17 protein-coding genes and 1 tRNA gene are annotated in these 19,491 nt (G+C 63.4%); 6 read left to right on the plus strand and 12 right to left on the minus strand.

The features are described 5' to 3' along the window. Position 1: 1 nt before the first annotated feature. A complete protein-coding gene (locus tag HNQ39_RS15105; RefSeq protein ID WP_184197855.1) occupies positions 2–811 on the minus strand; it encodes a DUF1559 family PulG-like putative transporter in 810 nt (269 codons plus the stop codon). A 108-nt stretch (positions 812–919) separates the two neighbouring features. Here HNQ39_RS15105 and HNQ39_RS15110 point away from each other — a divergent pair, with 108 nt between their 5' ends. Then, positions 920–2,023 (plus strand): rhamnogalacturonan acetylesterase, encoded by a 1,104-nt coding sequence (locus HNQ39_RS15110; RefSeq protein ID WP_184197858.1) that lies wholly within the window; start codon positions 920–922, stop codon positions 2,021–2,023. On the opposite strand, the gene HNQ39_RS15115 is transcribed toward HNQ39_RS15110, so the two are convergent. The 3 genes from HNQ39_RS15115 to HNQ39_RS15125 are packed head-to-tail and all read right to left on the minus strand — an operon-like array spanning position 2,017 to position 4,857. After that, a complete protein-coding gene (locus tag HNQ39_RS15115) occupies positions 2,017–2,811 on the minus strand; it encodes a prepilin-type N-terminal cleavage/methylation domain-containing protein (protein WP_184197861.1) in 795 nt (264 codons plus the stop codon). The genes HNQ39_RS15110 and HNQ39_RS15115 overlap by 7 nt on opposite strands. A 25-nt stretch (positions 2,812–2,836) precedes the next feature. Then, positions 2,837–3,790, minus strand: a complete 954-nt coding sequence (pelA, locus tag HNQ39_RS15120; protein WP_184197864.1) for a pectate lyase — start codon at positions 3,788–3,790, stop codon at positions 2,837–2,839. Positions 3,791–3,801: 11 nt separating this feature from the next. Then, positions 3,802–4,857, minus strand: a complete 1,056-nt coding sequence (locus tag HNQ39_RS15125) for a LacI family DNA-binding transcriptional regulator (protein WP_184197867.1) — start codon at positions 4,855–4,857, stop codon at positions 3,802–3,804. A gap of 98 nt (positions 4,858–4,955) precedes the next feature. Between HNQ39_RS15125 and HNQ39_RS15130 the strand changes: the two genes are divergently transcribed. After that, positions 4,956–5,038: transfer RNA gene (locus HNQ39_RS15130), tRNA-Leu, on the plus strand. 193 nt (positions 5,039–5,231) lie between these two features. After that, positions 5,232–5,894, plus strand: a complete 663-nt coding sequence (locus HNQ39_RS15135; RefSeq protein WP_184197870.1) for a DUF1559 family PulG-like putative transporter — start codon at positions 5,232–5,234, stop codon at positions 5,892–5,894. Between the two features lie 205 nt (positions 5,895–6,099). Here HNQ39_RS15135 and HNQ39_RS15140 read toward each other — a convergent pair whose 3' ends face one another. The 8 genes from HNQ39_RS15140 to mdh form a co-directional block, all read right to left on the minus strand. Further along, on the minus strand, positions 6,100–6,534 hold the full coding sequence (locus HNQ39_RS15140; RefSeq protein WP_184197873.1) for a hypothetical protein: 435 nt from the start codon (positions 6,532–6,534) through the stop codon (positions 6,100–6,102). Between the two features lie 140 nt (positions 6,535–6,674). Beyond that, complete coding sequence (locus tag HNQ39_RS15145; RefSeq protein ID WP_184197876.1) at positions 6,675–7,673, minus strand: cell division protein ZipA C-terminal FtsZ-binding domain-containing protein; 999 nt, start codon at positions 7,671–7,673, stop codon at positions 6,675–6,677. Then, entirely contained in the window at positions 7,670–10,261 is a 2,592-nt protein-coding gene (locus HNQ39_RS15150) for a glycoside hydrolase family 95 protein (RefSeq protein WP_184197879.1), read from the minus strand. Before HNQ39_RS15150 ends, HNQ39_RS15145 begins: the two co-directional genes overlap by 4 nt. Positions 10,262–10,395: 134 nt before the next feature. Continuing rightward, complete coding sequence (locus tag HNQ39_RS15155) at positions 10,396–11,220, minus strand: TrmH family RNA methyltransferase (RefSeq protein WP_184197881.1); 825 nt, start codon at positions 11,218–11,220, stop codon at positions 10,396–10,398. 217 nt (positions 11,221–11,437) lie between these two features. Continuing rightward, complete coding sequence (locus HNQ39_RS15160) at positions 11,438–12,439, minus strand: alpha/beta hydrolase (protein WP_184197884.1); 1,002 nt, start codon at positions 12,437–12,439, stop codon at positions 11,438–11,440. A 5-nt stretch (positions 12,440–12,444) separates the two neighbouring features. Next, entirely contained in the window at positions 12,445–13,797 is a 1,353-nt protein-coding gene (locus HNQ39_RS15165) for a DUF1552 domain-containing protein (RefSeq protein WP_184197887.1), read from the minus strand. After that, the gene (locus tag HNQ39_RS15170; RefSeq protein WP_184197890.1) at positions 13,797–16,286 is read right to left on the minus strand and encodes a DUF1592 domain-containing protein; all 2,490 of its coding nucleotides are present in this window, start codon (positions 16,284–16,286) and stop codon (positions 13,797–13,799) included. The genes HNQ39_RS15165 and HNQ39_RS15170 overlap by 1 nt, the downstream gene beginning before the upstream one ends. A gap of 150 nt (positions 16,287–16,436) precedes the next feature. Then, the gene (gene mdh / locus HNQ39_RS15175; protein WP_184197893.1) at positions 16,437–17,381 is read right to left on the minus strand and encodes a malate dehydrogenase; all 945 of its coding nucleotides are present in this window, start codon (positions 17,379–17,381) and stop codon (positions 16,437–16,439) included. Positions 17,382–17,422: 41 nt separating this feature from the next. Between mdh and HNQ39_RS15180 the strand changes: the two genes are divergently transcribed. From HNQ39_RS15180 to HNQ39_RS15190, 3 genes are read left to right on the plus strand one after another with little or no spacing between them, the layout of a single operon-like run. After that, positions 17,423–17,692: a hypothetical protein gene (locus HNQ39_RS15180; RefSeq protein ID WP_184197896.1), complete on the plus strand. Its 270-nt coding sequence runs from the start codon at positions 17,423–17,425 to the stop codon at positions 17,690–17,692. A 5-nt stretch (positions 17,693–17,697) separates the two neighbouring features. Further along, the gene (locus HNQ39_RS15185) at positions 17,698–18,060 is read left to right on the plus strand and encodes a hypothetical protein (protein WP_184197899.1); all 363 of its coding nucleotides are present in this window, start codon (positions 17,698–17,700) and stop codon (positions 18,058–18,060) included. A gap of 10 nt (positions 18,061–18,070) precedes the next feature. Then, a complete protein-coding gene (locus tag HNQ39_RS15190) occupies positions 18,071–19,483 on the plus strand; it encodes a DUF1501 domain-containing protein (protein ID WP_184197901.1) in 1,413 nt (470 codons plus the stop codon). Positions 19,484–19,491: the final 8 nt, after the last annotated feature.

Here is a 19,491-nt window from a genome sequence, read left to right on the forward strand (position 1 = left end):
CCTAGTCCTGTTCGTTGGTCCAGTAGGGATAGACTACCACACCGGCAGAGTTGGTACGTCGGGTTGCCAGCTGTCCGATCTTCATAGCCTTGGCATGGCCGTCCACAAAGACCTGGTTGGCAAACTCGCTATGCCGTCCCAGAACCCAGAACTTGCGCCCCGCACCGTCGGTGTAGCCAAAGACCGGCGGAACCGCTGCTGGGGCGATAATCATCTGGCGGAGAGTGGTGGTGACGGCGGTGGGCGCTCCGGCGAGAACGGGAGCGGTGGTCCAGAGCTGCCCATTGACATTGGGGTTGGTCTCTGAGATGAAGATCGTGTCGGCGGGGGCCTCGATAGCGGCCATGCTGGCACGGAAGGGAGCGCTGGCCCCGCTGGTCACTGGGACATGGTCGTACCAAGCATTGGCGGAGTAGCTTCCTCCGGGACTACGGCCCGTGTTACAAGCAGGCGAGAGTGCCAGGCGCTCGGGCTGGGTGCGCCAGACTTTATTGGGATCGGAGTCGCTGGGGCAGGAGAAGATACCCGCATTCTTGATGTAGGGGTAGAGCTCGTCTTGCCACTTGTAGTTGGCGTAGCAGTTGACACTCCCGGTCTGAGGATCGGCCATGTTGATGAGCGGCAGGGTCTCGTCGTAGTCCTGAACATACATCATCACCGCAGTACCGATCTGCTTGCAGTTGGCCAGGCAGGCCGTCTGGCGTGCTTTTTCACGGGCTTGGGCAAAGACAGGGAAGAGAATCGCCGCAAGAATGGCAATAATCGCGATAACCACCAAGAGCTCGATGAGCGTGAAGGCTCGGGTCTTCATAGATAAAATTACTCCTGACAATGAGTGCGCCCTCCGGTACAAACCGGTTGACGAAGCTATAATAACATAAGATTCTTTCTTAATCAACCGGTTTATCTAGGAGCCTTCATGATTTTTCACTTTGGCGGGACAACAACGGAGCTTGCTCTTACGGATCGCTTTGACGCGCAGCGGGGCTTTGGGTTTGTCTACCCAGAGCCCCCCAGCTTCGCCCTGCGTGTCCCCGAGGGCAACTACGATATCGCGCTGACTCTCACCGGGCCGGGCGAGGTGACAGTCAAGGCGGAGATGCGGCGCTTGCTCTTGGAGCCGACGCGGCTTCGGGCAGGGGAGACAAAGCGGCTGGCGTGGACCGTGAACGTGCGGCGGCCCCAGCTGCCCAGCGGCGCGAGCGTGCGGCTCAAGAAAGACGAGCAAGGGCACTTGGACTGGGACGAGCTACTCTCGCTGGAGTTTCACTGCCCTATGAGCTGCCTCACCGAGCTACGGGTGACCCCCAACACAAGCGCACCGACTCTCTATATCGCGGGCGACTCCACGGTGACCGACCAGCCCGGTGCGCCGTTTGCCGCGTGGGGCCAGCTCCTGCCGCGCTTCTTTGGACCGGGGCTCGCAGTCGCCAACCATGCGGAGTCGGGGGAGTCCTTGAAGAGCTTTGTGGGGGAGCGGCGCCTCGCCAAGATCGAGAGCACGATCCGTAAGGGGGACTATCTATTTATCCAGTTCACCCACAACGACCAGAAGCCGGGCGCAAACTTTGTCGAGCCCTTCACGACCTACCAAGACGAGCTTCGGCGCTTTATCGCCGTGGCGAAGAAAGCAGGCGCGACTCCGGTGCTAGTGACCTCGATGTACCGCCGCCGCTTTGATGGGCAAGGTAAGCTGACCGACACGCTGGGGGACTACCCCGAGGCGATGCGCCAGCTGGCAAAGGCGGAGAGCCTGACCCTGATCGACCTCCATGCCCAGAGCAAGCTTGTCTTTGAGGCACTGGGGCCGGAGCCCTCCAAGCGCGCCTTTGTCCACACCGAGACCATCAAGGACGATACCCACTTCTCGAGCTACGGTGCCTACTTGCTGGCCCGCTGCGTGGTGGCAGGGCTTCAAAAGAGCGACCTGCCGCTCAAGCGCTTTCTTGCGGCAGGTCTCTCGTCGTTTGATCCCACGAAGCCGCCCGCTCCGGAGAGCTGGCGGCTCCCCGAGGCTCACTGACAGGCGGCGTTGGTGGTGGGAAGTGTCCCCGAGAGCGGCTGGAACCACCCGGCACCATTGGCACCCAGCGGGCCATCGCACTTGGTCCAGATCACGCCATTGAGGCTCCGCGCCTGGTAGTTCTGCGGGGCCTTAAACCACTTGGAGTGGCCGTCGGCGAAGGTGAAGTTCGCCCCGCCGCTGTGGCGTGTGCGGGCGTTCATGTAGCCGGCGTTGTGCTGGTCGGATGCCGTGGTGTAGCGGTTGTCGCGGCCCTGGATCTCGGGGAGGGTTCCGAGGGCCTCGCAGACCATCACCAGGCTTGCTGGGGCCTCGATTGCCGCCATCGACTGCACGGTTAGCCCCGCATTGAGCCCCTGGTTGTTGCGGTTGGCCTCCATGAGGTAGCGGTTGACATTGTAGTTGAGCAGACCACGGGCGGCCGCGAACCCGGTAAAGAAGGAGTCGGGTGTCGCCGCGCCATTGTCGGGGCAGACAAAGATGGACTTCTTCTGGTTCTTGTTGGTGGTGCCTTGGACACCGCCTTTGATGTAGGGCTCGACCAGAAACGGCCAGACCATGTAGTCCGCCCCGCCGCTGGGACCGTAGTCAGAGAAGGGGAAGGTCTCATCGTAGTCCTGCACGTACATCATAAAGGCGGTCCCGATCTCTTTTTGGTTGGAGAGACAGGCGATCTGGCGTGCCTTGGCGCGTGCTTGGGCAAAGACAGGAAAGAGAATGGCGGCCAAGATAGCGATAATAGCAATAACGACGAGGAGCTCAATCAGGGTAAAGGCTCGGTTTTTCATCTTTAAAAATACCTTCGGTGGTAGGTTAGGGGTGTTTTCTCTTTTCTTTCCAGGCTGGGTAGTCGTCGCTGAGGAGCTTCTCCCCGCGGTTGGTGTACCAGGCATAGCCCGTGCGCCGCTCTTTCTCGATCTCGGCGAGCGTCGCTTTCTTGATCCCATCGCGCCCACAGAAGAAGGGCTTTCCGGTCTCTAGGTCGTAGAAGCGTGCCCAGAGCGGGGGGGCACTGGGATCGCGAACAACCACTTTATCGTCGCCTTGCTTCTCGATACGGATGCCTTGGATCGCGTTGGCCTTGAGCCAGGCGACTCCGCCCTCGATTGCCTCGACAAGGGCGGGGGTGGGCTTCTCTCCCATCAGGAAGCGCAGGATATCCACGGACTCGCTCCCCGAGAGGCTGGGAAGCTCGTAGGCGCGCGCCTTGGCGGGCGCAAACGTGACTTCATCGTGCTGGGCGCACCAGACAGTCTTCTTTCCCCCCTGAACGACCTGGCACTTGAGGATACAGGCGATTCCCTTGGTGACGGCCTGGGCGCTCTTTTGCCGCTGTGCGGCATCGACAAAGGCATAGTCAGGCTTGTTCTGAGCGAGCTCCCGGAGCACGGTCAGCACATGCACCATGGCATCGTCGTTGAAGGTGATATGCGTGTAGTAGCCCTTTTTCAGGGGGAAGAACTGGGGCCATCCACCGTTGGGGTACTGCGCCGCCAGTAAGAAATCCAGGGCCTTGAGGGCGGCGGTGCGGCACTCGGGCGTGCCCACACGGGCGAGGAAAGTCAGCTGGGTGGTCGTGGCCCCGTTGTCGATCGTGGTCTCTTTGGGCGGGGTCTTGGGGGGCAGGAGCATGTCCAGGTTCTTCTCCCAGCCCCCATTGGCGTGCTGGTAGAGGAGGACATTCTTGGCGATTTTCTGTGCCTCCGGGGTCTTGTACCAGCCTGCCGGCTGGTTGAGGATCGTCTTCCACGTGACAGTTTGGCGCATTGTCTTCTCCGTTACTCTTTATGCAGTGCCACACTCTGGCGCTCGACCAGCAGGCTCTCGATAGCCAGGCGCTCCGGCGGGGCCTCGTGGTCGTCGAGGCGCTTGAGGAGCTGCGCGATCACGGCATCGGCGATTGCCTCGATAGGCTGCGTGAGGGTGGTGAGCGGGACGGGGCAGTAGGCGGCGATGGGCTGGTTGTCGTGGCCGATCAGGCTCAGCTCCTCGGGGAGGCGGACTCCGGCGCGGGTGAGCTCGTTCATGAGGGCCATGGCCATGTAGTCATTGACAATGGAGAGGGCCGTGGGGCGCTCACTCAGGGCGAGGAACTGCTTGGCAAGCTCGGCACCACCCCGCTCGTAGGTGCTGGTGTGGAAGAGCCACTCGGGGCGAAACGCCACCCCGTACTCCGCGAGGGCCCGCTGGAAGCCCCGGAGCCGGTGCGCTTGGGGGTCGGTGGGGCTCACGGGCTCGCGCAGGTGGGACATGCCCAGCCCGATCTTGCGGTGCCCCTTCTCCAGTAGGTACTTGGCGGCGCGGTAGGCGTTCTCCTCACGGTCAAAGACCACCTGATCCCACTCGTAGGGCACTTGGATATCGTAGCTGATGACGATCCCGCCGCGTGCTTGGTAGGCATCAAGCTCCTGGAGGATGGCATCGGGGAGGCGCTGGACCGCACAGACAATCGCGCGGGGGCGCTGGCGACAGAGGCTCCGCACCTGCGCGGCCTGGCGCTCGCTATTCTCAGCCGAGGCGCTGTGGGAGTGCCAGGTGTAGAGAGGGACCTCAAAACCACGGGCGCTGAGCTCTTGCTGGATGAGCAGGATCTTCTCCGTGGCGATTCCCACATCGAGCACCCCGCTGAGCACGTAGACGGTCGCTGCCTCGACACTGCCCGCGAGCCGCTGTGCCAGGAGATTGGGCTCGTAGCCCAGCTCTTGCGCCACTTGCCGCACCCGTCGGCGTGTTTCTGCGGAGATCGTCCCCTTGCCCGAGAGCGCGAGCGAGACCGTGGACTTGTGCATCCCCAGTGCGCCGGCCACATCCTTGAGTGTTGTTGGTTTCCTCATTGTTTCCCTACGGCCCCTAGAATACCATAGAATAAACCGGTTTTCTAGCGGTGCCAGTGGCGTTCGCTCTAAGAACACCGTAAAATGTGCCGACACTTGCCTGGGTGGCGAAATGGCAGACGCAGCAGACTTAAAATCTGCGGTCCGTAAGGGCGTGCGGGTTCGAGTCCCGCTCCGGGCATCACGATCAAGACGGTAAACGTCGGGCTAGCCTGCAGGGAAATCGTGCGGCTATAGGGCCTTTGGCCGCCTCCTCGTTCCTCGGCGGTACAGGCTTATTCCGAGCGAAGCGAGGCGGCGGAGGGGCGACGCCTGGGTACCCTCTGGTTAGGCCCCATGATCTCCATGAGGGATGCCTCAGAAAGAGCCCCGTTATGCGACGATTCTTTACCCTCATCGAGCTTCTCGTTGTGATCGCCATTATCGCGATTCTGGCGGCGATCCTCTTTCCCGTGTTCTCCCAAGCCCGTGAGAAAGCGCGCCAGGCCGCCTGCCTCTCCAACCTGCGCCAGCTAGGGCTGGGGTTTGGGATGTACACGCAGGACTACGACGAGCGCCTGCCGGACCGGCGCGATCTGAAGACCTCCCTGGGGTACAAGCCCTGGGGCGCGGCCTGGCCGACCAGCGATCCCCGTGGGGGCTGGGTGGTGCCCGTGCTCGATCCCTACCTCAAGAACCGGGAGATTCTCTCCTGCCCCAGCGTGGCGGGGAAGATGGCGGGTGTCGTGCAGGTGGAGCAGAGCGGCGCGCGCTACTGGCTCTGGCGCTTCGATCGCCCCGACAACCCCGTGCCACTGGATAACTTCTGGGGCAAGACCCCCGATCAGGCGGTGGACGAGCTACGCCAGGCCAACAACCCACAGGCCGGGCTCCCCGATGGGGTCGCGGAGGTGGAGCTGGCGGTCGATCCCTACTTCCCCAAGACCATCCCCACGGTCCCTGCTACGCTCAAGGGAAAGGCGGTCCATCTAGGCGGGCGCAACCGGCTCTTCCTCGATGGCCACGCCAAGTGGCTCCGGGACGTACGGACGGACTAGGCATCCCTCCCCCCGGCCCCCTCCCTTCCCCTGAGACCCGACTTCGTCGGGGGGAAGGGAGGGGGAGTCAGAGGGGGTGGGTTCCCCTTGGGCACTCCCCCGCCTCGTCCCTCGGCACCCCCTCTCCTCCCACGGAACGTGGAAAAAGAGGGAGAGGGGGTCGCGGAGTGAGGAACGAACGAAGCGGGGGGAGTGCCGCCACAGACTAGCCGCGCAGACTGACGTAGAAGCGCAGCTCGATAAAGGAGCCCAGCAGGTCGATGTCGCGGCGGACTTGGCCCCAGGGAAAGCTCTTTTTCTTGGGCAGGCTCGCGCCGTACTGCCGCTTGAGGAAGTTGCGGTGCCAGGTGTCGAAGTGCGCCTGCACGGGCTTGTTGGCCAGATCGCGCACATTGGCCTGAATCCCCGTGTCCGCCGCGACCAGTCGCAGCTTCTTGGGATACCCGAGCTCGAACTTTAGGGTCGCAAAAAACGGCTCGCCACCCAGCGTGAGGAGCAGCTCGTAGTCGTGCCAGCGGTCGAAGTCGAAGGTCTTGCGTGCCCGCTCCCCGACCAGCACCAGAAACTCCGGCTCGTGGACTCCTCGCCCCAAGGTCAGGCCATCGTCGGTGGTGAGGGTGCCGGTTTGAAAGTCGATCATAGGGGAATTATCGGCGGTGCAGGAAGATTAGCCTACACCCCTCCCTTCGTCCCCGCGAAGCGGGAAAAAGAGCGAAGGGAGGGGCCGGGGGAGGGATGTCTGGAGGGATGCAAACCAGGGGAGGGATGTCAACAGAAATGTCAGAACAGCGCCAGTGCCTCGCGGCTTCCCGGTGCAATCCCGGCCGCTTCGAGCTGCGCCACCGCCGCCGCGACACTCTCCCGCTCTGCCTCCAGGCGCTCTGTGTCCAGCTCCCTGCCCGCACTATCGACCGGGCGACCGCCGAGCTGTTCGCGGAAGTGGGCGAGGGCGAGGGCCATGGCATCGAAGGTCTCTAGGGGAGCGGGGCACGACGGTAGCTCAAAGCTGAGAATCAGGCCGGGGACACTCTCGCCTTCGGCGGCGCGCTCGGGGAGGAAGTAGCCGGGCTTGCCCGCGCTGGTGAGCGTGAAGAGGGCGCGCTTCGGGGCGGCGGGCCAGTGCAAGAGATCGAGGTGCCCCCAGCCAAAGCCCAGCCCATAGGCCGCCCGCCAGAGCCGCCGCGACGGAAACGGGGTGCCTTGGGCGAGCAGGCGCAGCTCCACCGAGCGGGCGAAGCGTGCCTTCAGGAGCACCAGGCTCGCGGCGCGCCGGGCGGCGTCGGCGGGGGGCTCTTCGCGGGTGACTGCAATGCCTAGGCGCTCGGCGAGGGTGTGGGCGGCGTGGAGGGCGTGCGTGGCGTAGGCGGCTAGCTCGGTAAGGGAGCCGCCGGGGAGCTCCAGCAGGTCCCACGCCACGGTCAGCGCCTGGTAGACCGGGCGCTGGCCGACAGTCGCTGCGCTCAGGCGGAGCCACTCGCCGTGCTGGAAGCCCCAGAGTGCCCCCCCGAGCAGGTCTTGGCCTTGCAAGGCGAGTGCTAGCGCCTCACGGGTAATGGGCTGCGTGTCCGCAAGGTCCGCGAGGAGGCTGGTGCCAGGGTGTGGGCCGGGCGGCAGGGGCTTTGGCGCGGGCGGCAGCGCAACTGTCGGCATGAGGTGCGGGAGTACGCCTAGTGGTTCTGTGCCGAGCGCGAGGCGCACCCGCCGCGCGGTGTCGGGCATCTCGCGCCACTCCGAGCGGGTCCAGTAGTCGCCCTCAAACCGGTGCGCCGGCTCGGTCATTTGTGCCGCACCTGCGCCTTGAGCTCCTGCACCTTCCCATTGACCGCGACCCGCACCGAGGCGGGTGTGGGCGAGGAGACCGTAAACGCCGTCACCTTGCCGTCTTTCCAGGTGCAGTCCACCGTGAGATTCCCTCGCGCCTTCAGCCCGGTGAACGAGCCGTTCTTGGCCCAGGCCTTGGGGAGTGCGGGAAGCAGCTCGATCACCCCGGCATGGGACTGGAGGAGAATCTCCGCGAACGCCGCCGAGATCCCGAAGTTCCCATCGAGCTGAAACGGCGGGTGGTTGGCAAAGAGGTTGGGGAGTGTGTTGTAGGTCAGCAGCCCGCGCACGGAGATATAGGCACGCTCGCTCTCGCCCAGTCGTGCCCACAGGCACGCGCGCCACGGCCAGGTCCAGGAGCGGCGGCTATCGCCAATGGTCGTCTCCACGGCAAAGGGCTTACCAGTCTCATCTCCACTGGCTGAGTAGTCGTTGCAGCGCGCCCTAAGCGACTTAATCGCCGCTCTTGCCAGCTCAGGAGTCTTCTCCTGGGAGATCTGCCGCCCGGGGTAGACCGCAAACAGGTGCGACGTGTGCCGGTGCGTGTCCTTGGGATCGTCGCGGTCCGCCTGCCACTCCTGGAGCTGTCCCCACCTTCCGATCTTATTGGGGGCCAGTTTGCTCTGCATCTCGGCGATCCGCGCCTGGTAGTCGGTGTCGGCTCCCAGCGCCTTGGCGGCATCGAGGTAGTTCTGGAAGAGGTCCCAGATCAGCTGCTGGTCCATCATCACGCCGTCCTCGTGCGGCCCGTGCTCCGGTGACCAGCCATTGGGCGCGACCAGCGTGCCATCGGGGAGGCGCTTGAGGTGGTCCTCCCAGTACTGACAGACCTCCTTAAGAATCGGGTAAGCGGTCTTTTTGAGATAGGCTTTGTCCAGCGTGAAGGCGTAGTGCTCCCAGGCGTGCTGGGCGTACCAGGCGCTCGCGGGGATGTTCCACTCCCAGCCATTGCCGCCGAAGATATTCTGGCTCGTGCGTGCGGTCCAGCCGCGGGTCTTCTCCCCAAAGGCCCGGCGGGTCGCGATTCGGCAGGGCTCGGCCTGTGCGACAATGTAGTCCATGAGCGGCGTGTGGCACTCGGAGAGGTTGGTGGTCTCGGCGGCCCAGTAGTTCATCTGGACATTGATATTGTTGTGGTAGTCCGATGCCCACGCCGGGTTGTTGCTCTCGTTCCAGAGTCCTTGCAAGTTCGCGGGCAGGCCGCCGGGCCGCGAGCAGCTCGCCAGCAGATAGCGCCCGTACTGGAAGAGCGTGACCTCGAGTTCTGGGTCGCTGCCGCCCTTGGCATAGAGCTTCAGGCGCTCGTCGGTGGGCTTGGTGCGCACCGCGGCATCGGTCACTCCCAGCTCCAGGCTCGCGCGTCCCAGCAGGCCGGTGAGGTCTTTGGTATGCGCGTTCTTGAGCACCGTGTAGGACTTGCCCTGCGCCGCCGCGAGCTCGTTTAGCAGGCGCGGCAGGGGGGCGTCTCCGCGCCAGTTACTGGCAAAGTCGGGCTTGTAGCTCGTGCGGGCATTGAGCAGGAGCGTGAGCGAGTCGCAGCCGGAGAAGGTCAGTGCATCGCCCTCCGTGCCAAGCTTCCCGCCCGTAGTGAGCACGCGCACCACAGCGGCATGCTTGAGCCCATTGGCCATGACGCCGTCAAAGAGCAGCTCGTTGCCGCGTGCGGTCACCGCCGCGCCCTGGCCCGATTTCAGGCGCAGGCTCCCCGTGAGCGCGCTCTTTTTCGAGGCCGTGTAGCGAAACACCACGACCTGTGCGGGGCGGCTGGCAAAGGCCGCGCGGACGAAAGTTACGCCGTCGCGGGTGAAGCTTGTGGTGTGAATCCCCGTGATCAAGTCCAGCTCGCGCCGGTAGTCGGGGAGGGTTTCCTGGCTTGCTCCGAGGCTCACCCCCTCCAGTGCGACTCCGGCGACCTGGAAGTGCGGGGCGTTTTTCGACGCGAAGGTGAAGCGATAGAAGGCAAAGGCCCTCGGCTGTGCAATCGCAAACGTGCGGGTCTGGAAGCGCTGCTCAAAGGGCTTGCCGAGGCTCTGCTTGTCCAGCTCCACCCAGCTCTTGCCATCCACCGAGCCCTCTAGAACCCAGTCCTGTGGGTCGCGGGCAGGGACATCGTTGGCGCTGGTGAGGGCATACGAGCGCACAGCCTGCGCCTTCGGCAAGGCCACTTGCCACTGCACCCGTGCTCCCGGATTGGCGATGCACCACTTGGTGTTGGAGTCGCCGTCCCAGGTGGCGTCGATCGGGTTGCTGTAGCCATCGCCCGCCTCGTGGCCGGTCGGCGACGACACTTTTGCCATGGCCGTGCCACCATCGAAGTGGACGAACACATCGCCAAAGGTCCGGTAGGCACCGAAGCCATGGTCGCCGGTCTGGTACTCGCCGTCCCAGTTGTTGTCGCCGCTCCAGAGGCTCTGCTCGTTGAACTGGATGTGCTCCTCACCGATACCGCCAAAGAGCATCGCGCCAAGGCGCCCGTTGCCGATAGGAAGCGCCTCGAACTCCCAGCGGGTGGCCGGGGCATGGTAGCGCAGGGTTGGGTTACTCATAATTGTCTGTCGGGCAATGAATTACCCGCCTCCCGAATTAGGAGCGTCCCAAGGACGCGCTGAGGCAATCGCGTCTCCCGCGTCCTCGGGACGCTCCCAAAAACTCTAGCCGGGGACTTTCAGCCCCCGGCTGTCTATCCCCGGCTAAATGATACCTCGTAGAGGAGCACGGCGGCGGCGGTGGCGACATTGAGCGAGTCGCAGGTGCCGACCATGGGGATGCGGACGACCGTATCGCACGCTGCTTGCTGGTCCTGTGAGAGGCCCGCCCGCTCGCCGCCCAGCCACAAGGCCGTGCGCTGCGGCCAGGCAAGCTCGCGGTAGGACGTGGCGGCGTGGGGCGACGTTCCCACCAGCGCGACCCCGTGCTGTGCCCGCCACGCGGCAAACTCAGGCTCCGTGGTCCGAACAATGCGCTGGGAAAAGAGCGAGCCCATGGTCGCGCGCACCACACGAGGATCGAACGGGTCGATCTCGCCGCCGATCAAGATTAGCCCCGCCGCGCCCACGGCGTCCATCGTTCGGAGAATCGTCCCTAAGTTGCCCGGTGAGCGGATCGTGTCCAAGGCGACAAAGAACTCTCTGTCGGTGGGGGAGAGCCAGCTGAGCCTCTGTGGTCGCCGCTGGACAATCACGCCGACGCCCTGTGGTTCCTCTAGCTGGGAAAGCTGGCGGTACTGCGACGCCGAAAGGGTCACTTCCGGGATGCGCTGATGACGAAGCCGCTCACGTAGCGACTCGCCCAAGGGGTTGGTGAGCAGTTCTGGTGCGAGAACCAGCTGCTCGATACGGGTGCCGGGTGCGGCCAGCGCCTGCACCACGGGCCGGAGCCCATCGGCAAAGAAGCGCCCCGTGCGCTCCCGCTCATCGCGGCTAGTGAGAAGCCTCCGCAGCTCGGTGAGAGCTAGAGTTGACGAAGACGAAGAAGTCGTGGAAGGAAGACGTTTGCATTTTTGCATGGCTCCTTTCTGCGGGTAGACGCTCCCCACCCGCCGAGGGGAATCGAAGGTCAGAGCGCCCCAAGTGGCGCACGACTATTCTACCGCCTTGGACGGAGATCGTCCGGCTATGGGGCCTGCGGCCGCGCCTTCGGCGGAATTTACCGACGGAGGAACGACGGAGGCGGCGGAACGCCCCATAGCCGGATGATTTCCATCCTGGCTTTTGGGACGTTTTCTAGTTCTTCTTGACCACAGGCTGGCGGAAGTCGCGCTCGACTTGGTCGTTGGGATCGGTGGAGACGGGGCCGTCGCGCCAGAGCCAGCGCATCATGTCGGGGAAGACCGCGCCGCCGAACTTCTGCCCGTGGTTGTTCATCCCCCAGGTGTAGTTCAGGTCATAGCCCTTCTTTTCCAGCGCTTTCTGCATCCGCACGTTCTGCAAGAACCAGTCCCAGGTCTCGTCGTACTTGCCCCCACGGAAGCCCCGGTTGTCGTTGCGACCGTCGCAGAGGTAGACCCGGATCGGTTTCTTCTTCTCCTTGAGGATGATATCGGGGTACTTGTGGCCGCCACGGATATTGGTGAAGCTCCCGACATTGCTCAGCACCTTGCGAAACGCATTGGGCCGCTCCCACGCCACCGTGAACGCCGCAATCGCGCCGGAGCTGGAGCCGCCGATCCCGCGCATCTCGGGGTCCTTGGAGACATTGTAGTCCTTCTCCAGCGCGGGCAGGAGCTCGTCGGTGATGACCCGGGCGTAGCGGTCGTCGAGCGAGTTGTACTCCGTCGGGCGGTTGGTCGTGCGGTCACCCCACTCGCGTGGGTTGGCCTCGGGCTGCTCAGGGGTGCGGCCGGGGTTGATAAAGACCGCAAGCATCGTGGGAATCTCACGGCGGTAGATCAGGTTGTCTAGGACATTCTGGGCGCGGATATCGCCGGTCTCGTTCTTGAAGGCCTGGCCGTCCTGGAAGACCATGAGCGCGGTGGGCACCTTGGGGTCGTACTGGGCGGGGACATAGACCCAGTAGGTGTGGAGCGTCCCCGGGTAGGACTTGCAGTTCTCCAGCGTGAACGGCCCACGAATCTCGCCCTTGGGGACGCCCTCTTGGGGCAGAGAATCGGGGCCAAGTCGGTACTGTGAGTCCGGGTTGGCCTTGGGCGCGGTCTGGCGCGCGATGGCGAAGGTGGTTCCGGCAGTCAGTGCCAGACCCAGCGCATAGAGTGCATTTTTCTTCATAGAGGTTATATCTGCCCCAGTTGGGTGAGGGTACCCGTGCTATCGCCGATGGAGTCGGGGCGGACTCCGGCGCGATCTAGAAGGGTCATGTAGAGGTTCGCCACCGGAGTCTCCTGCTCGTAGGCGAGATGGCGCCCGGTCTTGATGCTCCCGCCACCCCGACCCGCGACCAGGATCGGGAGGTTCTCATGGGTGTGACGGTTACCGTCGCTGATCCCGCTTCCGTAGACAATCATGCAGTTATCGAGCAGGCTGCCCTCGCCATCGGGAGTGGCCTTGAGCTGATCGAGATAGCGTGCAAAGAGGGTCGTGTGGTGCGTGTTGATCTGGGCAACCCTCTCGATAAACTGGGGGTTGTTGCGGTGGTGGGTCAGCGGGTGGTGGCTATCGGCGATATTGAGCTCGGGGTAGGTGCGCATGCTCCCCTCGCGCCCCAGCATCAGGGTCGAGACGCGGGTGGAGTCGGTCTTGAACGCGGCTACCTGTAGGTCGAACATCAGGGTGACGTAGTCCGCAAAGAGCACCGGAATCCCATTGGGCTTGTCGATTCCCGGAGCCTCGATCTTGTTGTTGCGCTCCACATTCTGGATGCGTACCTCGATCTCCCGCACCGATGTCAGATACTCGTCGATCTTGCGCCGGTCGGCCTGCCCAAGCGTCCCTAGCAGGCTCTGGGTGTCCTCGCGCACTAGGTCCAAGATGCTCTTGCGGTAGCTCAGGCGGCGGGCCCGGGTGGCGGGATCGAGCCGGAAGTCCTCCGTGCCAAAGAGGCGCTCAAAGACGGCGCGTGGATTGACCTCGGGCGGCATGGGGGTGGTGGGGCTGCGCCAGGAGATGCTGTTGGTGTAGGCGCACGAGTACCCCGAGTCGCAGTTGCCCACGGTGCGCGAGTCCTCACAGCCCAGCTCCAGCGATGCAAAGCGGGTCTGCGATGCAAAGGCGCGCGCCGCGATCTGGTCCGCCGAGACTCCCCCCTGAATATCCGCGCCGCTGGTCTTCTTGCAGTGAACCCCGGTCAAGAACGACGCCCCTGCGCGTGCGTGGTCACCCGCACCATCGCCTAGCTCGTTGCCGTTGTGGTCCGCCAGCCCGGAGAGGAGGAGCAGGCTCTCCCGATGCGCCTCCAGTGGCTTGAGAATCCGGGGCAGCTCGAAGTTGCTCCCAAGCTGTTTGGGAGTCCAGTCCGGCATGATAATCCCGTTGGGGACATAGCAAAACACCAGCCGAAGCGGGGCTTTCTTGCGCTGCTGCGGCGAGGCCAGCGCCGGGGTCATGGCATCGAGTAGCGGCAACGCCAGTGCGGCACCCGCGCCTCTGAGCAGTGTCCGCCGCGAGAGATGGTTACGTGAGAGATACATCACGGAGTACCCTTTCCTTGTCGTAGCTGAAATGGCTTGCTGGTGACAATCTCCTCCACCAGGCTTGAGAATTTGTAGTTTTGGGCTGCACTGCGGCGGACGATCTCTTGGACCGTCGGGCGGTCGTAGCGCTCTAGGCCACGACCCAGTGCGTAGGTGAGCAGCTTCGTGGTGAAGCAATCGACAAACTTGGCGCGGTCCGCCTGTAAGATCGTCTTGAGGCCCTCGGCACCGTCGAAGCGACGCCCATCGGGGAGCGAGCCCGACGCGTCGATCGCGACCGTACCATCGCTCTTGCGCCACGCACCGATCGCATCGAAGTTCTCCAGCCCGAAGCCCAGCGGGTCCATGCGGGCGTGGCACGATGCGCAGGTGGGGTTCTTGCGGTGCTCTTCTAGCTGCTGGCGGAGCGAGAGGGAGGAGCCCACGGCGGAGACATCCAAATTGGGCACGCCCGGTGGTGGGTTGGGGGGCGGCGCATTGAGAATGTTCTCCAGGATCCACTTGCCGCGGAGCACCGGCGATGTTCGGTTGGGATACGACGTGACGGTGAGGACGCTGGCCTGGGTCAAGATTCCCCCGCGCTTGGTCCCGGTGAGGTCCACGCGCCGAAATGTGGGGCCGGTGACTCCGGGAATCCCGTAGAAGCCCGCTAGGCGCTCATTGAGAAAGGTGTACTTGCCCAGCAAGAGCGTCAGAATACTCTGGTCGTCCTTGACAATGCTATCGAAGAACAGCTCGGTCTCCTGGCGCATGGACATCCGCAGGTAGTTGTCGAAGCCCGGGAAGCGCTCACGGTCGGGCTTGACGGACTCCAGCGCCCGGAACTGGAGCCACTGCCCGGCGAAGTTCTCCGCGAGCGCATGGGCCTTGGGAGACTGGAGCATGCGCTTGATCTGTGCCTGAAGAACCTCGGGCTTGCGCAGGGTCTGGGAGTCGGCGCACGCCCGCAGGGTATCGTCGGGCATGCTGCTCCAGAGAAAGTACGAGAGGCGGCTGGCCAGCTCGTGCTGGGTGATCGGGTGGGCGGTGCTGGGCTTTGCCGTGGGCTGGTCCCGCTCGATGCGAAAGAGAAAATGCGGAGAGACCAGGACCGCCTGGAGCGCCAGGGAGATCCCCTCTTCGTAGGAGTCGCCACTTTTCTGGGCCAGTGCGACAAGCTGGGCGAGGCGGTCCAGCTCTTTTGGGGTTGCGGGGCGACGGAACGCGCGGCTGGCGAGGCTCTTGAGGATCTTGGGGGTGCAGGCTGCCGTGTGCCCACCGCGTGGGTGGCCACAGACAAAGACCTTGCGCAGGCTGGTGTCACGTGGTCCGACAGCCTGTGCGTAGGGGCCACCGATCTCCAGAGAGTTGACACGGGCATCGTTGAGCTGGGGCTTTTCTTTCTGGCGCTCCTCGAAGCGCTTGCGGAACTCGGCGACCCGCTCCGGGGGAAAGCCGGGAGGGAGCTTGAACTCCCGTGGCGTGACCTTGCGCTTGGAGGGATTCGGGCCCCCACAGCTGGGGGGGAGCCCTTCATAGAGCCGCTCTATGGTCGCCGCGAGCCAGTGGTCGCCCGCGCTCACCTTGAGGCGACACTCCAGGGTTCTGCCGGCGAGGTCTTGCCGGTCAAAGGTAAAGCCCGAGCCGCCTTCTGCATCAATCGTGAGGGTCTGGACTTTTTTACCGTCGAGCCAGAGCGTAAAGGCAAGCGGCTCGGAGCCCAGGGGACGTGTCCCGTTGAGCCCCAGCTTGAAGAGATACTCGCCATTCACGGGGAAGCGATGGGTGGTGTGCAGGGCATTGGGCAGGTTGAGACCCGTCTCATCGTAGCGGGCGGGGACGTCTGTGCGAAGGGGGATATCCCTGCCCCCCGCTTCGTGGCGCGCTAGCGTCGGGGCGAGCCGCTCGGGGCCAAAGACAGCCGTCCGCGCGATCTTCTCGGCGGCGGCGACATACTTCTCCATCTGCGACGACGAGAGCGAGAGGACATCTCCGATATTATCAAAACCGTAGCCCGAGTCGTCCTGAGGGAAGTCATCTGCGGGGCGAAACTCCACGCCGAGGAGCTCCTGAACCGTGTTGTTGTACTCCGCGCGATTGAGCCGGTGGGCTGTCACGCGCCCAGAGTTGCTGGGCAGAGCCTTGTCCGCCTGCTCCAGAGCACTCTGAATCCGCCGGATCACCGCCGCGTTCTCGGTTGGCGTCGGTCTTGGCAGCCCCTTGGGAGGCATCTCTCCCGTCTGGACTTTCTGGAGAACGCTCTCCCAGGCCTCCCGCGCGTGCTGCGTGGAGTTGGGTTTCTGGAGCGCCTTGAGATCGAGCCCCCCCGCCTTGTTGGCCGTGTCGTGGCAGGTTACGCAGTGCTTGGCAAAGTACGGCCCCACTGCCTGCTCCAGCGACGGAGCCGGCGCGGTTTTGGTGGTTTGGTTCCCCAAGGTCGGCAACCCTGCCATGCTGACGAGAAGGGAGAGGCTCAGCGGCGGCCCCCAGAGATGCCATGAGCGCATTCGCGATTTTTCCTCTTTGATAAAGCTTATTAAGTAAACGACGTTGGATTATAGCATAGTTTTGTTTATATCTGCATTAAAAGCGCCTAGTCTGGCTCAAAAAAAGAACAAAGCCCGCTCGAATGGCTTCGAGCGGGCTTTAACCTTAGTTTATCCGAAGATATTATACTTCTCTTGCAGCACATCGCACGACGAGCGCACGAGGGCGGCGGACTTGGCGACCCCGGCCTTCTCCTCGTCGGTCAGGGGCACTTCGATGATCTTCTCGATGCCACCCGCGCCCAGCAGTGTCGGGACGCCGAAGAACGTGCCGGAGACACCGTACTCACCCTCGAGGAGGCACGAGCAGGGAAGAATACGCTTCTTGTCCTTGAGGATCGCCTCGACCATCTCGACGGTCGCGGCGGCGGGGGCGTAGTAGGCCGAGCCCTTCTCCAGCAGCGCGACAATCTCCGCGCCGCCTTTCTTGGCACGCTCAACAATGGCGCTGAGCTTGTCCTCGGGGATGAAGTGGGTCACGGGGATGCCTGCCACCGTGGTGTAGGAGGGCAGGGGAACCATCTCGTCGCCGTGGCCGCCGAGCAGCATGGCCTGGATATCTTCCACCGAGCAGCCGATCTCCTTGGCGAGGAATGTCCGATAGCGCGCGGTGTCCAAGACGCCGCCCTGGCCGATCACGCGGTTCTTGGGGAAGCCCGAGACCTTCCACGCCAGAGTGGCCATGGTGTCCATGGGGTTGTTGACGATCAAGATGATCGAGTTGGGGGCGTACTGCTTGATCTTCTCGACATTGCTGGCCGTGATCTCCGCATTGACCGCAACCAGGTCCTCACGGGTCATGCCGGGCTTGCGAGGCGCGCCCGACGTGAGAATCACGATGTCGGAGCCCTCCATCGCGGCGAAGTCATCGCCGCCGGTGATATCGAGATCGTAGCCCTCGACCGGTCCCGCCTGGAGCAGGTCCAGAGCCTTACCCTTCGCGACACCCCCGAAGATGTCAATTAAAACGACGTCGGCTAACTCTTTGGAGGCGATCCAGTGGGCGCAGGTTGAGCCGACAAAACCCGCACCGATAATCGAAACTTTCTTGCGCATAGCGTGCCCATTGTACCTCTGTGTGAGATAAAATAGCCATTATGTCTGTTACTCTGCCTCGTGAGCTGGAAGAGCGGCTTTTGCGGGTCTCGGCGCGGCGCGCGGTTGACCCGAATCACTTCGCCACGGTCGCAATCACACAGGCACTGGAGCAGGCGGAGTCGGAAGAGACGATGGACTCTGCCATGATCGCGCGGGGAGCACAGGCACTTGCACAGGTTGCTGCGGGAGAGACACTACCCCTAGAAGACTCGTTTGCAAAGGGCGCAGCAGAGCTAGAGCGTCGGATCGCAGCCTGGCAGGCAAAATAGTGGCTATGGAGGAACTGCCTCGCTACCGAATCCGCTTCTCGGTTCAAGCAGGCCAGGATGCTGTCGAGATTGCACACTCTCTTCTGGAGTTTTCCGAGTCGCCTGAAGCTGCGCGAACTCTGCATTCGCTTTTCTATAATGAGGCGGGAAAACTCTCTACACTACCAGACCGTTACATGGTCCAAGAGCGGGAATCGGCGCGGTGGGGTGTTCCGGTACGGCGGATTCTCGTGCGGCGATGGCATCTTTACTATTCTGTAGACAGCGAGGGGCCAGACGGGCCACTGGTGACGATTTTATTTTTTTGGCCTGCAATGGCTGAGCCTATCGAGGAAGAACAACTGCGGCAGATACGTCGCAACCAATAAGGCAAGATAAATGAGCGGTAATTTCTGTAAGCGGACACGACGAGAGTTTCTGTGGGAGGCCGGGGCAGGCTTCACGGGGCTCGCGCTCAGCGGGATGCTGGGCATGGACGGCTTCCTTCCCAAGCGTGCCGAGGCCAACACGGGCGGCAAAAAGAAAGCGAAGTCTGTCATCTTTTTATTCATGTACGGCGGTCCCAGCCAGGTCGATACCTTCGACTACAAGCCCGAGCTCGTAAAAGGCGATGGCAAGACCGTCAATATTAAGAGCTTCCGCCAGGCCGGCAAGACCATTCCCCTGACCCTCATGGGGCCTAAGTGGAAGTTCAAGCAGTACGGCCAGTGCGGCAAGTATGTCTCCGATCTCTTCCCCCATGTCGGGGCGCTCTCCGACGACATTGCCTACCTCCACTCGGTCTACTCCGACTCGCCGATCCATGGCTCCGCGATGCTGCAGATGAACTCGGGCAAGATCCTCTCGGGCTCGCCCAGCTTGGGAACCTGGGTCAACTACGGCCTGGGCTTCGATGCCAAGGAGCTCCCTGGCTTTGTGGTGATGCTCGATACCACCGGCGGCCCGATCTCCGGTGCGAAGAACTGGTCCAGCGGCTACATGCCCGCTAAGTTCCAGGGGACGGTCTTGCGCTCCGCGGGCGACCCCATTCTCGACCTCTCCCGGCCGCAGGGCATGGCCCCCGAGCTCCAGCGCGAGCTGCTCGATGCGATCGGCGACCTCAACCAGGCGCACCGCAAGCCCCGTGAGGACAACTCAAATCTTGCGGCCCGTGTCGCCAGCTACGAGCTCGCCTTCCAGATGCAGCGCACCGCCCCCGAGGCCGTGGACATTAGCAAGGAGCCCGAGCACATCAAGGAGCTGTATGGCCTCAACGATGCCGCGACCAAGGACTTTGGCTTCCGGTGCCTGCTGGCGCGGCGCATGGTCGAGCGGGGGGTTCCGTTTATCCAGCTCTACGCCGGCGGTGGGAACACGGACTTTCTGAACTTCTGGGACGCGCACGGCAATATCGTCCCCAACCACAACCGCAACGCCGGGCGCGTGGACAAGCCAATCGCGGGGCTGCTTAAGGACCTCAAGCAGCGCGGGCTCTTGGACGACACGCTGGTGGTCTGGGGCGGCGAGTTCGGGCGCACCGCCCACGCGACCGGCGATGGCCGCGACCACAACTCCTACGGCTTCACGATGTGGATGGCGGGCGGTGGCATCAAGGGCGGGGTCAGCTACGGCGAGAGCGACGAGCTGGGCTACGCGGCCGCGGTCAACCCAACGCCCGTCAAGCGTGTCCACGCCACAATCTTGCATCAGCTAGGCCTCGATCCCAACAACCTGACCTACTTCTACGGCGGCCTGAGCCAGAAGCTGGTCGGGGTGGAGGGCGCCGAGCCCATCAAAGAGATCATCGCGTAGCCGCGATG

Origin of the sequence: Armatimonas rosea, from assembly GCF_014202505.1 — a bacterium.
Taxonomy (GTDB): Bacteria; Armatimonadota; Armatimonadia; order Armatimonadales; family Armatimonadaceae; genus Armatimonas; species Armatimonas rosea.

Coding starts and splice junctions, on each gene's coding strand:
- HNQ39_RS15105 (WP_184197855.1), bottom strand. CDS start 811: ATGAAGACCCGAGCCTTCACGCTCATCGAGCTCTTGGTGGTTATCGCG.
- HNQ39_RS15110 (WP_184197858.1), top strand. CDS start 920: ATGATTTTTCACTTTGGCGGGACAACAACGGAGCTTGCTCTTACGGAT.
- HNQ39_RS15115 (WP_184197861.1), bottom strand. CDS start 2,811: ATGAAAAACCGAGCCTTTACCCTGATTGAGCTCCTCGTCGTTATTGCT.
- pelA (WP_184197864.1), bottom strand. CDS start 3,790: ATGCGCCAAACTGTCACGTGGAAGACGATCCTCAACCAGCCGGCAGGC.
- HNQ39_RS15125 (WP_184197867.1), bottom strand. CDS start 4,857: ATGAGGAAACCAACAACACTCAAGGATGTGGCCGGCGCACTGGGGATG.
- HNQ39_RS15135 (WP_184197870.1), top strand. CDS start 5,232: ATGCGACGATTCTTTACCCTCATCGAGCTTCTCGTTGTGATCGCCATT.
- HNQ39_RS15140 (WP_184197873.1), bottom strand. CDS start 6,534: ATGATCGACTTTCAAACCGGCACCCTCACCACCGACGATGGCCTGACC.
- HNQ39_RS15145 (WP_184197876.1), bottom strand. CDS start 7,673: ATGACCGAGCCGGCGCACCGGTTTGAGGGCGACTACTGGACCCGCTCG.
- HNQ39_RS15150 (WP_184197879.1), bottom strand. CDS start 10,261: ATGAGTAACCCAACCCTGCGCTACCATGCCCCGGCCACCCGCTGGGAG.
- HNQ39_RS15155 (WP_184197881.1), bottom strand. CDS start 11,220: ATGCAAAAATGCAAACGTCTTCCTTCCACGACTTCTTCGTCTTCGTCA.
- HNQ39_RS15160 (WP_184197884.1), bottom strand. CDS start 12,439: ATGAAGAAAAATGCACTCTATGCGCTGGGTCTGGCACTGACTGCCGGA.
- HNQ39_RS15165 (WP_184197887.1), bottom strand. CDS start 13,797: ATGTATCTCTCACGTAACCATCTCTCGCGGCGGACACTGCTCAGAGGC.
- HNQ39_RS15170 (WP_184197890.1), bottom strand. CDS start 16,286: ATGCGCTCATGGCATCTCTGGGGGCCGCCGCTGAGCCTCTCCCTTCTC.
- mdh (WP_184197893.1), bottom strand. CDS start 17,381: ATGCGCAAGAAAGTTTCGATTATCGGTGCGGGTTTTGTCGGCTCAACC.
- HNQ39_RS15180 (WP_184197896.1), top strand. CDS start 17,423: ATGTCTGTTACTCTGCCTCGTGAGCTGGAAGAGCGGCTTTTGCGGGTC.
- HNQ39_RS15185 (WP_184197899.1), top strand. CDS start 17,698: ATGGAGGAACTGCCTCGCTACCGAATCCGCTTCTCGGTTCAAGCAGGC.
- HNQ39_RS15190 (WP_184197901.1), top strand. CDS start 18,071: ATGAGCGGTAATTTCTGTAAGCGGACACGACGAGAGTTTCTGTGGGAG.